Source organism: Streptomyces pristinaespiralis (assembly GCF_001278075.1).
Taxonomy (GTDB): Bacteria; Actinomycetota; Actinomycetes; order Streptomycetales; family Streptomycetaceae; genus Streptomyces; species Streptomyces pristinaespiralis.
Genome location: NZ_CP011340.1, coordinates 4,047,799 through 4,062,438 on the forward strand (window position 1 = coordinate 4,047,799; position 14,640 = coordinate 4,062,438).

At 73.3% G+C, this 14,640-nt stretch carries 6 protein-coding genes; all 6 read right to left on the minus strand.

The window, feature by feature from the left end:
- Window positions 1-4: 4 nt before the first annotated feature.
- The 6 genes from SPRI_RS17120 to SPRI_RS39755 all read right to left on the minus strand — a co-directional run bounded on the left by SPRI_RS17120 (window position 5) and on the right by SPRI_RS39755 (window position 14,577).
- On the minus strand, window positions 5-706 hold the full coding sequence (locus tag SPRI_RS17120) for an RNA polymerase sigma factor (protein WP_005314287.1): 702 nt from the start codon (window positions 704-706) through the stop codon (window positions 5-7).
- Window positions 707-857: 151 nt separating this feature from the next.
- Window positions 858-1,664, minus strand: coding sequence for a 4'-phosphopantetheinyl transferase family protein (locus SPRI_RS17125; RefSeq protein ID WP_005314288.1), 807 nt, complete (start codon window positions 1,662-1,664; stop codon window positions 858-860).
- 22 nt (window positions 1,665-1,686) lie between these two features.
- Window positions 1,687-3,444 (minus strand): acyl-CoA dehydrogenase family protein, encoded by a 1,758-nt coding sequence (locus tag SPRI_RS17130; protein ID WP_053557068.1) that lies wholly within the window; start codon window positions 3,442-3,444, stop codon window positions 1,687-1,689.
- Entirely contained in the window at window positions 3,441-5,297 is a 1,857-nt protein-coding gene (locus SPRI_RS17135; protein ID WP_053557069.1) for an acyl-CoA dehydrogenase family protein, read from the minus strand. The genes SPRI_RS17130 and SPRI_RS17135 overlap by 4 nt, the downstream gene beginning before the upstream one ends.
- Entirely contained in the window at window positions 5,294-6,916 is a 1,623-nt protein-coding gene (locus SPRI_RS17140; protein WP_078951260.1) for a PfaD family polyunsaturated fatty acid/polyketide biosynthesis protein, read from the minus strand. The genes SPRI_RS17135 and SPRI_RS17140 overlap by 4 nt, the downstream gene beginning before the upstream one ends.
- Window positions 6,917-6,945: 29 nt before the next feature.
- Window positions 6,946-14,577, minus strand: a complete 7,632-nt coding sequence (locus tag SPRI_RS39755) for a type I polyketide synthase (protein WP_053557070.1) — start codon at window positions 14,575-14,577, stop codon at window positions 6,946-6,948.
- Between the last annotated feature and the right edge of the window lie 63 nt (window positions 14,578-14,640).

The following is a 14,640-nucleotide window of genomic DNA, read 5'->3' on the forward strand; positions in this document are numbered from 1 at the left end:
TGCATCACTCCTGTCCGGCCTGCCCGGCCTCGAAGACCCCTTCTTCGCGGCCTCTTCTCACCAGAGCCGCCGGACGGCGCGGACCGGACACGTCCGCGGGCTCCGGCGCGGCCGGGCAGCTGACGCAGCCGGCCGCCGCGGGCACGCGTTCGCCCGCCTCGACGGCGGCGAGCACCCGGCGGAGCCTTCGCAGGCAGCGCGTCCGTATGGGGCCGACGGAACCGACGGACATGGACAGGGCGGCGGAGATCTCCTCGTAGGAGGCGGGCGGGTCGTCCAGGGCGAGGAGCAGCACACCGCGGCACTGCTCGGAGAGGGTGCCGATGGCCCGCAGCACCTCTTCCCCGCTCTGGGCCCGTAAGGTGATCTGCTCCGGGCTTTCGCCGTGCCCGGAAAGGCCGTCGAGAGTTTCGCTGTCGCCGACCATGACAAGGCGCTTTCCCCGCGTGACGACTTTGAGGGATTCACGCCGGGCGACGGTGGCGAGCCAGTCGCCGACACGGTCCGGATCGCGAATCCGGTCCACGTTCTGCACGAGCCGGAACCAGGTGAGCTGTCGCACGTCCTCGGCGTCCACGTCGTTCATCCGGTGGCTGCGCACGACGGAGGACACGAGCCTGCCGTACCGCTCCACCATCTCGTCCCAGGACTCCTGTTCGCCGCGTGCGCATCCGGCCAGAAGTTCCGCATTCCCTTTACGGGTCATTGGAATTCCCTCGTAGCAAAACAACAGTGCCGTCGGCGGGGGGTACCTCTCATGCAAGCCGTCGCCGGCACGGACGGGCAAGCACATCGGCTGGCAGCTAGCGGACCGGCCACAGGTGGACACCGGGGCGGCCCGGGCCGGCCGGGCGGCGTCACGGGCCCGCCTCGCGGGGCAGGAGCTCCGCCATGGCCGAGCGGAGCCGGACCGGCAGCGGCCCCGTGTCCTCGTCCCCGGCCCGGATGGCCACGCCGAGGGCGAACCGGTCCCACACCTGCAACACCTGCACCTGCCACAGTTCACGCTCCTGTTCGGGGATCTCGTCGTCCACGACGGCCAGGCCCCCGTCGCGCAGCCGGTGCACCGAGAAGGCGTCGAACCCGCGGCACATGCCCATGCCGGTGGCCTTGGTGTACGCCTCCTTCGCCACCCAGGAGTCGGCGAAGGCGTGGCCCCGCTGGTCCTCCCGGTTGCGCCGGAGCACCTCGGTCTCCAGCGGGGTGAAGACCTTCGGCGCGAACTGCATCGCCTCCGTGCGGGCGGGGGTGACCTCTGCGTCCACGCCGGCGGTCCGGCCGCGGACCACGATGGCCGCGATCAGCCCGTTGGTGTGGGTGATGTTGAAGTCCAGCCCCCAGGCCGCGCCCTCGACCTCCGGGCGGCCGTACTTGCCGGTGCGGAACCGCCATGAGCCGGGCGGGACGTCCGCGTAGCGCGACAGGACCTGGCGGGAGAGCAGCCTGGCGCCGAGGAAGCGGCGCCGGGCGGCGGGGAACAGCAGCCGGTCGTGCCGGGCCCGTTCGTCGTCGGTGAGCAGCGCGGCGCCACCGGTGGCCTCGGCGAACCGCTCGACGTCCTCCTCGGCGAGCAGCCAGACCTCGGCACTGTCGGCGAGCGGGTCGTCGAGCGGGGCCCCCGGCGGGTCGGCGTGCGGGTCGGCGAGCCGTGCCCCGATGTCCATGGGTGTTCCTCCCTTCGTGAGTTCACCTGTTGACGGGAAAGGCCCTGAAGGAGAAGAGCCGGCCGTCGCTGTGCGCGGACGCCAGCGCCGCGGCGACCTCGGCGATCTCCTGCGGCCCCGTGATCCGCCGGTTCGGGTGGAACCGCTTGAGCAGCCGTTCCAGACACACCAGCAGCACCGCCGGGGAACGCAGCGCCGCATCCACGCAACGCCCGCCGTTGAGGTGGAGGTGGACGACGGCGGCCGCGGCGGACACGGTGGTGTACTGCTTCGCCAGGTCGTACAGCTCCGCCGACGAGGCGGCGTCCTTGCCCTGGTCGGAGAGGAGTTTGCGGTGCTCCTCCGCGATCCGGTCCAGCTCGCCGGCGATCGCCCCGGCGGCGTCGGCCGCGGCGGCCAGCCGTGCCGCGTCGCCGCCGGTGGCCCGCCCGGCCGAGCGGCGCAGCTCGTCGACGGCGGCGCGCAGGGCGAGCACCGGGTCGTCGACGCCACGGCTGAACAGCTGCTGCTCCGCGGGACGGTACGGCTCCATGGGGTGGGCCGGGTCGAAGAGCGGACGGGTCCTCGCCACCGCGCCGGCCACGGCCCCGGGGTCCTGGGCGGTGGCGTTGGCGAGCAGCTTCTCCAGCTGGAGGGCGATGTTCTTGAGGTTCACGACGGTGTTGCCGTCGGCGAAGTTGGAGATGGCGAAGTCCCGCAGCACCTTCTGGAAGATCCCGTGCCGGGGGTGGGAGCGCAGGTAGTAACGGGCGCCCAGCACGGTGCTGAGCCGCCCGAGCGTCTCCTCCAGGAAGGTGGGGACGAAGTACTTCACCACCGACGACCAGATGCTCGCCTGGTCCGGGCTCAGCTGGAGGCTGCGCACCGCCCCGGTGGTCAGCGCGTCGGTGACCAGCAGATCCGCGAAGCTCTCCACGAGCTGGCGCTGCGAGTAGGGGACCTCGAAGACCGGTCCGCCGAAGATGGTGCGCCGGACGGCGAAGTCGAGTGTGGTGCGCAGCGCCGTGTCCACACAGCTCATCGCGATGCTGGCGATGGCCACCCGGGCCAGCTGACTGCTCTTGAGAGCCGTCTCGAGACCCTGCCCCGCCCGACCGAGCAGCGCCGAGTCCGGCACGAAGCAGTTCCGCAGCCGCACCCCGCTCATGTCCAGACCGCGCAGACCGTGCAGCGGCTCGTCCGGCAGGTGCTCGAGCCCGCCGTCCGGTACGGCGGCCTTCTCCACGGCGAAGACGGAGTATCCGCCCGGGCCGCCCCGCTCCGAGGTACGGGCGAACACCATGACGACGTCGGCGACGGTGGCGTTGCCGATCGTCCACTTCTCGCCGTCGAGCAGCCAGCCGCCCTCGGTCCTGCGGGCGGTGGTGTCGTTGGCGAGGATGTCGCTGCCGTGCCGGCGTTCCGACAGACCCCACGCCAGCTTCCCGCCGCCTCTGATCACATCGGCGAAGTGCTGGCGCTGCTCGGGGGTGCCGGCGATCCACACCGGCATGTAGCTGAGGCTGGTGAGGACCATGGCCGTCGCGGACGTGGGGTCCCGCCGAGCGACCAGCCGGTACAGGTTGAAGCCGTCCTGGACGTCGACGGCCTTGCCGCCGTTCTCCGCGGGGACGATCCAGTCGTACAGCCCCCAGGCGGCGAGGTGGTCGACGAACTCGTGCGGGTACCGCTCCTGTTCGTCCAGGCGGAGGATCCGGGAGAACGGCATGGGCCCGTCCGGGTCGTCCGGGTCGCCCAGGTGCCGTTCGAGGTCGGCCATCAGGGCCGGCAGATCGGTCATCGCTCGTCGTCCTCCACGTCGTCCGGGCCGGCCCGGTGTGCGGTGCCGTCACTGAGCCGTACCGGCAGGGCCGTGAACAGCCGGTGTGCGGCGTCGAGTTCGGTGATCAGACGCCCGGCCGGGGCCGCGTCGGGGCCCGCCGAGCGCGGCTCGCGGCCGTCCACGAGCGTGGTCAGCAGACCGAGGACGGCGGTGAGCCACCCGGCGCCGCCGGGCGCCCTGTCGCCGTACAGTCCGGCGCCGTCGCGGTGGAACCACCACGTCAGGGCGGCGGTCGCCGCCGCGTACAGCAGGCACGCCCGGTCGGCGAGGTCCAGCAGCTCCGGGGACGCCTTCAGCGAGCGGGCCCGGTCGCGCTGGGCGGACGCCGCCTCCCGTACGGCGCCGCCCAGCGTCCGGTGGACCTCCCTCACCAGGGCGGCGGCGCGGGCCTCGCCCCTGTGGCCGAGTTCGGCGGCGATCGCGTCCGCGTGCCCGGCGAAACCCAGCAGGATGTCGTCCTTCGGACGAACGCCCAGGTCGAGCGCGGCCGGCTCGACGCCGGGCAGGGCGTCCGCGTCACCGAAGGCGAACACGGTGGTCAGCCGGCGCTCGCGGTCCGCCGCCGCCCCGTCCTCCTGGGCGGCCCCGCCCGGTTCCCCGCCGCAGACGGCCGAGTAGGCGGGCAGGTGCATGGCGATCGCCCGCAGGTTGCCGAGCACGCTGGTGTCGATGACGGCGACCATGGCGTTGTCACGGACCGCCTTGTCCAGCACCGCGCCGCGCCCCTCACGCAGCACGCCGCGGGCCCCGGTCAGGGCACGGGAGCGGGTGGCGCAGGCGGCGGTGAGCCGGGTGGCCACGTGCTTGACGACCGAGGAGCAGAGCCCGAACGACTCCGGCGCGACATGGACGAGCCGCGCGGCGGCGAGAACCGTCACGTCCGTGGCGATCAGCTCGGCTGCGGCCAGGGCCAGTTCACGCGAGCCGTAGGGCGTGTCCGCGACGCGCTCGCCCCCCGTCCGGTGCTCACGGGTGAAGCGCAGCGCCGTACGCAGCGCCGTGTCGGCGGTGGCCAGGCAGCCCGCGGTGCTCATCAGCCGGACGATCTGCTGGGCCCGCAGCGCTCCCGCCAGCCCGCTGCCGGTCTCCCCGACGACGGCGCCGGGCGGGACGGCCAGGCCGTCGAACTCCAGGTCGGCGAAGTCGATCCCGCGCATCCCGGTGGTCCGCCGCGCCGGCAGCCGCCGTACACGGTCGTCCGCCAGCTCCTCCGGTCCCAGCAGCAGCGCGGTGAACGCGGCCGGACCGCGCTGTGCGGTCCGGGCCACGACGACCGCCGCGTCCGCCGAGGCGCCCCGGCCGACCAGCCATTTGACGCCGGTGAGCCCGCCGTCCTCGTCCAGCCGGCAGCTGTTGGCGAGGACGTCGCTGCCCGCCTGTTCCTCGGACAGTCCGAAGGCGACGGTGCGGCCGTCCCGCAGCCATCCGGCGACCCTACGGTGCTGTTCCGCCGTGCCGGCGGCGAGGACGGTCATCACGGCCGAGATGCTGAACATCGTGGCGGGCATGACGTTCACGTCGCGGCGGGCGCAGACGCGCACCAGGACATGGGTGTCCTCGAAGGAGCGCAGCGTGCCGCCCAGGGACTCGGGGAGGTGGCAGAGGTGGAAGCCCTCGGCGCGCAGCCGCGCCTCCGCCGCCGCCGGGTACGTCTCCGCGGCGTCCCGGGCCGCGCCGGCCGCGAAGCCGTACGGGTTGTCCGGTTGCCAGGGGTCCCCCAGAGCGGCGTCCAGCGCCTCGGCGCGGGCGAACGGCGCGGCGGCCGGTACGGGCGCCGGGGGCGGCGCGGTCGCCGAGCGTGCCGCTGTCACCGCCCCACCCCCACCGCGGGATCGCACGAGGTGGCGTCCTCCGGCGACGGGCGGGTCGCGAAGCCCGCGGGGAAGGCGACGCCCGCGGCCCGCAGGACGGCCAGCCGCTGGTGGAACGCCGCCCCCGCCATGATCTGCCGCGCCACGTCGGCCACCCGGCGGTGCTCCGGCGCCGCCAGATAGGTGCCGCGCACCCAGGCGTTGAAGCTGCCCATCGCCGGCCCGCACCAGATCTGGAAGTCGACCGCGCGGTCGGCCTCCCCCGTCTTCGCCCAGCGCGAGGCCATGCCGAGGTACCAGCGGAAGATCAGTGCCGCGCGTCGCTTGGGGTTCCCTTCGGCGCGGGCGAGCTGACCGGGGTCACGGCGGCGGAAGTACTCGGCGGTCTCCTCCCACACGTCGTCCAGCGGCCGCCGGAAGATCTGCTCCTCGACCCGGGTGCGCACATCCGCGGGTATCGCATCGATGCCGTCGTACGTTCGGTACAGCTCGTACAGCTGCTTGGCCCGCATCGGGAAGAACGTGCCGCGCCGGAGCACCTGGAGCTCGACGCCCATCTCGAACATGTCGGCGGCGGGCGCCATGTCGCAGTCGGCGATGCCCGCCTGGCTGAGCATCTCCTTGACGCGGGCGGACGTCCCGGCCTCCAGACAGGACTGGTTGACCGAGCCGGTGACGATGTAGTCGGCTCCCATAGCGAAGGCGGCGGCCGCCGCCTCGGGGGTGCCGATTCCGCCGGCCGCCCCGATCCGGATGCGCGCGGGGCAGCCGGTCTCCTGCGCGACGGCGTCGCGCTGCCGCATGATCACGGGCAGCAGGGCGGGCAGCGGCCGGCGGTCGGTGTGGCCGCCGGAGTCGGCCTCGACGGTGATGTCGTCGGCGAGCGGGATCAGCGCCGCGAGCCCGGCCTGCTCCTCGGTGACGAGGCCCTCCTCGACGAGCGCCCGCACCATCGCCTCCGGCGCGGGCCTCAAAAAGAGGTCCGCGATCTCCGGCCGGGACACCTTGGCGATGATCTTGTTGGCGGCGACGACACCGTGCGGCCCGCCCGCGGTGAGTCCGGCCACCCGGTAGCGGACCAGGTGGGGGGTGAGTTTGAGGAAGGCGGACGCCTCGACCCGGCGGACCCCGTACTTGAGGAAGAGGTCGACCGAAGTGCGCTCGAGCCGTTCCTCGCTGGGGCTGTGGATCAGGTTGCAGGCGTAGGCGAGCCCGGGGATCTCGTCGCGGAAACGCACCAGTGCCTTCTCGACCGCCTCCGGCAGCAGGCCGGCCGCCCCGTAGGAGCCGAGGAAACCGGCCCGCGCCATGGCGATGACCATGTCGGCGGACGCGATGCCGTTGGCCATGGCGCCGCTCATGTAGGCCTGACGCACGCCGTGGTCGGCGAGGAAGGCGGCGCTGCCGAGCCGTTCGGGTCCGAGCGGCGGGGCGGCGGCGACGATCTCGTGGTCGCCGCCGGCGGTCACCGTGCCGCCGCTCGCGGCCCCCAGGCCGTACGGCCCGCGCAGGATGTAGACGGGCTCGTCGAGCCGCGTCAGGGCCTGGTGGATCCCGGTGTCGCCGACCGCGGGCTGCCCGGGGCCGCTCCACCGCGGCCGGTACAAGTCGGTGGTCATGCTGAGTCTCCTGTAGGTCGCACGCCGGATCAGGCCTGGTCGTGGTGGATCTCGATGCCGATGCCGCCCAGCTGGTAGATCCGCAGGGTGGACTTCCAGACGTTCGCGTCGCCGAGCAGCTGGATCCGGCCCGGTTGGCGGCGCACCTCCTTGATGTGCACGTCGAACTCCATGTCCGGGTCGGTGCGCAGGATCTGGCCGCGGTACGTCCAGGTCGTCTCGCTGCCGGACAGCAGCGCGAAGCGCGGATTGACCAGGCCGTCGGTGAGACCGGTCTCGACCGCGTACACCTGGAGGCCCTGGAGCAGCGCCTCGACGCCGAGCGAGCCGGGCATCACCGGGTCGCGGTGGAAGTGGCAGGAGAAGTACCAGTCGTCCGGGCGGATCGTGCGGTGGCCGCGCAGATAGCCGCGGCCGTGCTCACCGCCGCCCGGGAGCACGTCGACCCACTCGACCAGGTCGAGGTGGCCGCCGGCCAGCCTCGGGCCGCCGCGGGCCGGCTCCCCGGCGCGGTACGCGGGCAGCTCCACCCGGCGGACTCCCGCCGGACGGTCGGTCTGCCGGTCCAGCCAGGGCAGTACGTGCCTGCCCTTGTCGAGGCCGACCTGGTTCTCCAGCGCCTTGTCGTTGAAGTATCCGAAGAGGGATTCGCCGGTGTAGAACACCTCGCCGTCGGCGGAGAGTTCGTAGCGGTAGTTCTGCAGGACCGAGCCGGGCATCCGGTCGCTGGACAGCAGCGTGGAGCGGTGCTGGACGGTCCTGCCGCGCAGGTCGATGTCCTTCACCAGGGTGGCGCGCCCGTCGAGGTTGCGGATGCTGAACTGCTCGTCGGGTTCGTGGAGCGTGGCTCCCAGGTAGTAGCCGAGCAGGATGGCGGCCTGGAGGCTCGACTCCATGTAGACGCAGTTGGGCATGTGGGGATGCCCGTTGTGGCTGTAGTACCAGGCGTCGTCCGGCGAGTCGTACTCGGTGACCATGACGGCGCCGCGCTTGAGAACACCCCGTGTGCCGTCGAGCGACATCACCCGGTCGACGAAGAGGAAGTCCCCGTTGGGGATGTACGGGGCCCTGCTGTCGGCGTAGATCTCGAACTCCGGGCCCATGGCGATCGCCAGGTCGCCCTTGGCGGCGTGCGCCATGTGGAACTCGCTGAGCATCGCGGGCTCCCCGGTGGCGGGGCTCAGCCGGCCGAGGAAGTGCGGCACCTCGCCACCGGCCTCCGGCCGGAACGGGGCGCCGGGCTTCTCCACCAGGCGGATACCGAGACCGCTGACGCTGATCGACGGCTTGCCGTCCCGCAGCACGACCACATCGGCGGTGATCGCCGGCCGCGGCAGCAGGGTGAGTCCGGTGATGTCGATGCGGTATTCGATGCGCTCGGTGTCCGGGGTGATCTGTCCGCGGACCTTGACGTCGGTCCGAAGACCAGGGACGGGCTGGAAGCGGGCGTCGGGGAACGACAGGTGCAGACCGAGGGAGAGGGCGTACACCTCCAGCAGCTGGACCGCGCCCTCCGCGACGAGCGAGCCCGCGAGCACCGGGTCGTCCGGGAAGTGGCTCGTGAAGTACCAGCCGTCCGGGACGAGCCGCTTCACCGCCTCGATGCGCCCGAGACCGGCCGGGCCGCCCTTGCGGTCGAGCAGAGTGACCTCGTCGGCCATGCGGAGGCGTTCCGTGGGCAGCCTGAGCGAGGTGTTGCAGCCGGCGGGCTGACGGTGCCCCGGCCCGAACACCTCGGCGATCCTGCCGTCGGCGAGCCGCGCCAGGTCCTTCGAGGTGAGCGAGGTGCGGTGGGTACGCGCCAGCGGCTTGAACGAGCTCGACCCCGTGAACGCCGAATCACCCTTGGGCGGGACGGCCTTGCCCTCGATGATGCCGAGGGAGCTGTCGAGCTCCTCGTCCGTGAAGAACCCGGCGCAGGCGTTGTCCAGCTTGAGGATCAGCTCGCCGTCGGCGTAGCAGTCGTAGTGGAAGAAGAACAGCAGCGTGTCGCCCTGGCGCACGAACTGGTCGATCCAGATGTCGTACCGCAGGGTCTGCCCGACGCGGGGCAGGTCGCCGACGAAGCTGAGGCTGCTGTCCAGGAGGCGGTAGACCCGGTCACCGCGGTTGGTGAAGTCGGCGCCCAGATAGCTGATCAGGAGCAGGTCGCACTGGCCGGCCTCGATGGTGACAGCCGGCGGGACCTGCCCGTCGACGGCGTACCAGGCGTCCATCGGGATGTCGTACTCGGTACGGATGAACGAGGGCCTGAACTCGCCCGGTTCGGCGTCCAGCGCCGTTACGCGGGTGGCGAAGTGATAGGGCGGCGCGGGCAGCCGGACCCGGCGGCGGTAGTCGTCGATCTCCGCGAAGCGGGGGCCGAAGACGTTGCCGATCCTGCCGGTCGCGAACTCGAGGAGATCGTGCTCGTCCCAGATGACGCCCTCGGGCTTCGGTGGCCGGGGCGCGGCGGACGGCGCGGGTGCCGTAGCCGGCGCGGGTGTCGTAGTCGGCGCGGATGCGGCGGGCGGCGGGGGCGCCGGTGCCGTAGGCGCGGGTGCCGTGGGCGCGGGTGCCGTGGGCGCGGGTGCCGTGGGCGCAGGTGCCGTGGGCGCCGCGTGGCCGCCGTCGGGCGAGAGCAGGGCGACGAGTTCGTCCCGCAGTTCGTGCTGGGCCTTGAGCACCTCTCGGTGCGCCTCCAACATGTCGCTGCGCAGGCCCCGGACGAGGACGGCCGTGGTCTCGTCGGCCGTGACCGCCCGCTTCCGCGCGGGCTGCGGGGACCGATCGGGCTGGTCGGGGCCGGGGGGCGGTACCGGCAACGGCGCTCCGAAGATCGCCGGGCCGGGCGGCTCGGCGGCCGCCGCCCGCGCCTCTGCGGGTCCGGACGGCAACACGACGGCTCCTGCCGGGATCATCGTGACGGGCTCCCGTTCCAGCACCAGGGCCGGCGCCTTCGGCTGCGCGGAGGGGCGGTTCGGCATTGCGGTGTCCCATTCCGTCGGGGTGTCTGAGCCCTTGGCGTGCGCCGGGGCGGGGTCGAGGGGGCCACCGGCCCCCGGTACGGGCGCCGGTGGGCGAGCACCGGAGGCGACGGCGTCGCCGGGGCGCGGCGCGGTGTGTACAGCGGCCGGTTCGGCAGACGCGGGAGCCGACACGGCCGCGAATGCGGCACCCCTTTCGGCAGCCGCGGGGACCGGCTCGGCCGCCACGTTCCGCCCGGACGCGACGGTCACGGGCACGGGTGCGACGGCACCTGCCACGGCGGGCACGAGCGACGCGGCGGCACCGGACCCGGTCGGCACAGCCGCCTCCGGCCCCGTCGGCACGGACGCCGCGGCGGCACGTGCCCCTGCCGGGGCAGGCCGGGCAACGGGACCCGCCCCCGCCGGAACGGGCGCGGCAACCGCCCGCGGCAGGTTCGGTACCAGAGGCGCCGCCGCCTGTGTCACCAGGTGCGGGACCGGGGCGCCGCCCGTCGGGAAGCTGCGCACGCCCAGCGCCTTGCCGGGCGTGCCGACCGGGGCGAAGGCGCCCAGGTCGACGGGGATGCCGTGGCCCGCGAGGCGCGCCGCGAGACGCGCGACGTCGCTCGCCCCACGCGCCCCGCGGCGGTCGACGGAGACCGCGAGATGCGGTGTGCCGGACAGGGTCTCCTGGATCCAGCGCGCGCAGGTACTGCTGGGGCCGACCTCGATGAAGCAGCGGTAGCCGTCGTCGTACGCGCGCCGCACCAGCCGGGGGAAGTCCACCGTCTCGCGCAGCGTCACCGCGATGTTCCCCGCCACGGCGTCCGGGTCGAAGTCCGTCACGGGCGCGTAGTGGCGACTGCTGTAGAGGACCAGGTCCCCGACGTCGCCCGTCGGGTAGCGGTTCAGGTCCGCGAGGTCCGTGAGGACACCGTCGACCACGGGGCAGTGCATCACATGGTTGGCGGGGGAACGGGCGCTCCTGCAGTCGAGTTCGGCGATGAGCTCCCGGCACTGACCGGGGTCGCCGGCGATCACCGACTCCTGGGGCGTGTTGACGTGCGTGATGTACACCCGGTCGTAGCGCGTGACGGCCGCCCGTACCTCCTCGGCCGGGGCGAGCACCACATGCGTGGCCCAGACGTCCGCGTCCGGCACCTCGTCGCCGAGGCCCCAGAGCGCGCGCACCGTTCGCTTGGGACCGCGCAGCATGTCGTCGAAGAGCGGCGAGGCGCTGATCTTCTCGTCCCCGCGCGCGCTCTTGATCCAGCCGCCCGTGGCGAAGAGCATGCTGCTCTCGCCGAGGCTGTAGCCGAAGGCCCCGTCGACGTCGATCCCGAGCACTTCCCGCACGAGGTCCGTCGACAGCAGGGCGTAGCTGGTGCCGGCCGCCAGCATCAGCGGGATGTCCTCGACCAGTTCACCCTCGCGTCGCATCAGCTCGCGGCGGTCCAGCGGGCCGCGGGCCCGTGGGTAGAGCGCGGCGCTGCGCAGCAGTTCGGCGGGGAGTTCCGCCTGGGCCTCGAAGCGGGGCAGCAGTCCGGGGAACGCCCGGAACAGCGACCGGCCCAGCCCGAGGTAGGAGTTGAACGCGCCCGGGAAGACCAGGGCGACCTTCGCACCGGGGCCCACCGGCCGCGCGGTGAAGAAGCTTCCCGAGGGCGACGACCACTCGCCTCGCGACCGCCACACGCCGGGCAGGTCCTTGAGCGCCTGGTCGATCTGCCGGACGAGGCCCGCGGTGTCGTCGGCGACGAGTACGGCCTTGAGCGTGGCCGGCCGGTCCTCGAACACCTCGGCGTGGTCGTCGCCGTCGAGCGCGGACCGTACCTCCGCCAGCCGCCGCAGCAGGCCGTCGAAGTCGTCGGCGCCGACCGGCACGACCAGTGCCCCGCCGGACCGCGACCAGTCGGTCGCGGCGAGTTCACCACGGACGGTGGCGCCCGTGAGCACCAGGTGGGCGTGGCTGCCGGCCGTACCGGTGACGCTGACGGAAGCGGCACGCCGCCCGTCGCGCCGGGTCCGCAGCCAGGGGCGGGAGTCGGCGGGGAGGAAGAAGGCGGAGCCGTCGAGCCGTTCGGCGCCGATCCCGTCCGGGGCCACCGGGAAGTAGGCGTGGTGCAGGCAGAGCGCCGCACGGATGACGCCGGCGAGCCCGGAGGCGCAGCCGGTGTCGCCGACGGTGCCCCGTACCCCGGTCAGGGCGGTACGCAGCTCCCCGCCGGCCCGTGCGCCGGTCCACACCCGCGCCAGCCCCTCGACCTCGGCGGCGTCCGCGCGGCCGGCTTCCACCAGCTCGACGTCCCGCGGGGTCATCCCGGCGGCGGCGAGGGCGTCCTCCGCGGCACGTTCGACCAGCTCGGGCCGCACGGCGGGCGTGACGTCCGGCGAGTGGTGCACGGAGAGGGACTGCACCGTGGCGTACACGGTCCGTCCCTCGGCCACGGCGTCGGACCGGGTGACGACGACGGCGCCGGCGCCCTCCCCGAGGACGCGGATCCCGTCGCGGACGGAGCCGGGTTCGAGCAGCTCGCGGGCAAGGGTGTTCTCCGGGCCGGCGGCGAGGTCCACCGCCCCGACGAGCACCGCCTCCACGGTGGGGTCGAGCAGCAGCAGCCGGGCCACGTCGAGGGCTTCGACGCCGACCGCGCTGTCCGAGGAGAGCGTGAACGAAGGGCCGGTGAAGTTCCACAGGGAGGCGACCCGGCTGGCCATGATGTTGCCGATGTAGCTGAGGACCTCGTTGGGTTCGATGGAGTCGTGGATGCCGTCGCGTGCGGCCCGGGTGAGTTCCGCCAGCTGCTGCGGCGACGGCTCGACGCCCGCCGCCGCGCACCATTCGGTCAGCCTGCGGCCCAGTTCGTAGCGCGCGCCGTGTCCGTGCGCGCTGGGCTCCATCTCCATGCCGATGACGACGCCCACGCGGCGCGCGCCGCCGGCGGCGTCGCTCCCCGGGCGGGGACGTTCGTATCCGGCGTCGCGGAGTGCCTCTTCCGCGACGCGCATCATCAGCAGCTGCTGCTGGTTGAAGTGGTCGAGGTCCTTGGGCGGTATCCGGTACGACGTGGTGTCGACCTCGAAGTCCTCGATGTACGCGCCGCGGGGGGCCGACGGGCCCGCCAGTCCGGCCCGCTCGAGGGGGCCGCCCGGCACTGTCTCGAAGCCGCGCCAGCGCTGCTCCGGCAGGTCGCGTACGGCGTCGTGCCCTTCGTAGCCCGCCCGTTCGAAGTCGTCGAGGGTGGTGAAGGAGCCGAAGTGGGCGCCCATGCCGATCACGGCCAGCCGCGGTACCTCGGCACCGGCACCTGGTCCGGCGCCGGCTTCCGCCTCCGCCCCGGCCGTCGGCCCGTCCGGCGCCGACAGCACCACATGCGCGTTGGTGCCGCCGAAGCCGAACGCCGAGACACCGGCCCGCCGGGGCGATCCGGGAGCCGGGTCGGGCCACGGAACGGCCTCGCGCACCACACGGTCGGCGACCGTCCCGGGAAGCGGGCGGTCCACGCCGACGGTCGGCGGGATCACTCCGTGCGACAGGGACAGGACGACCTTCAGCAGGCTGGACATGCCCGCGACGGTCAGCAGGTGACCGACGTTGGCCTTGACCGACCCGAGGAGCGGGCCGCGTCCGAAGAAGTCCTCGACGCCGCCGAGTTCGGTGCCGTCCCCGATCGGTGTGCCGGTGGCATGGCACTCCAGGTACTGGACGGCGGAAGGATCGACGCCGGCCTGCGCGTAGGCCAGTTCGTACGCCGCGAGCTGCCCGGTCACGTTCGGGACCAGCATGTGCCTGCCGGGCCCGTCGTTGGTGAGGGCGAGCGCGTCGATGACGGCGTGGACGTGATCACCGTCGCGCCGGGCGTCGGCCAGCCGCTTCACGGCGATCATCGCCGCGCCCTGGCCGGTGACGATGCCGCGGGACCGTTCGTCGAAGGGCTGGCTGAAGCCGTCCGGCGGGTAGGCCCGCAGGTCGGAGAAGGACAGATGGATCACGGTCGGGTCGGGCGCGCACACCCCGCCCGCCAGCATGAGATCGGCGCGCCCGGTCTCCAGATGGGCGCAGGCCAGCTTCAGCGCGTACAGCGCGGACGAGCAGGCGGCGTCCAGGGTGAACCGGGGCCCTTCCAGGCCCAGGGCGGCGGCCACCACCTTGGCGGGCATGCCGCCCGCCCAGAGATTGTGCGCGGCGGCCATGGGGTGGGAGCCGTGGCCGGGACCGGTCACGGCGTCCGGCGGTACGCGCAGGGCGGCGTCCGCGAGCCCGTGGGCCACCGCCGAGTTCCACAGGTCGCCGGTGAACCGGCCGGAGGCCGGGGTGGGGAACGGATAGTTCCCGAACACCACCCCGGTCCTCCGCCGGTCCGGACCGTCCGCGGTCGGGGGATGTCCCGCGTCGGCCAGTGCGTCCCCGGCCACCCGGAGCGCCCAGTGGAACGAGCGGTCCAGGCCGGCCAGGTAGTCGGACGGGAGAAGGTATCCGTTCGGTTCGAAGGCCGTGCTCTCGTCGTACTCGCCGAGGAAGCCTCCCCGGGTGCAGTAGATGCGGTGCCTGTCCTCCGGGTCGGTCTCCCGGGCCTGCGGGGAGTGCCCGAAGATCCGGTCGTTCCCGTCGGTGCGCGAGTCCACGCCGCCGATCAGGTTGCGCCAGTAGTCGTCGGGTGTCCCCGCCCCCGGGAAAAGGCAGGCCAGGCCGACGATCGCGTACTTGCCCATGGTTGGGTCAGCCTCCGAGTTGTCGAGATGTCCGCTCGGGAAAGGTGGTCGGTGACCGGTCCG

What these genes read in the sequence shown, in the direction of transcription:
- SPRI_RS39755 (WP_053557070.1), bottom strand. Translation starts at nt 14,577, where the DNA reads ATGGGCAAGTACGCGATCGTCGGCCTGGCCTGCCTTTTCCCGGGGGCG.
- SPRI_RS17140 (WP_078951260.1), bottom strand. Translation starts at nt 6,916, where the DNA reads ATGACCACCGACTTGTACCGGCCGCGGTGGAGCGGCCCCGGGCAGCCC.
- SPRI_RS17120 (WP_005314287.1), bottom strand. Translation starts at nt 706, where the DNA reads ATGACCCGTAAAGGGAATGCGGAACTTCTGGCCGGATGCGCACGCGGC.
- SPRI_RS17130 (WP_053557068.1), bottom strand. Translation starts at nt 3,444, where the DNA reads ATGACCGATCTGCCGGCCCTGATGGCCGACCTCGAACGGCACCTGGGC.
- SPRI_RS17125 (WP_005314288.1), bottom strand. Translation starts at nt 1,664, where the DNA reads ATGGACATCGGGGCACGGCTCGCCGACCCGCACGCCGACCCGCCGGGG.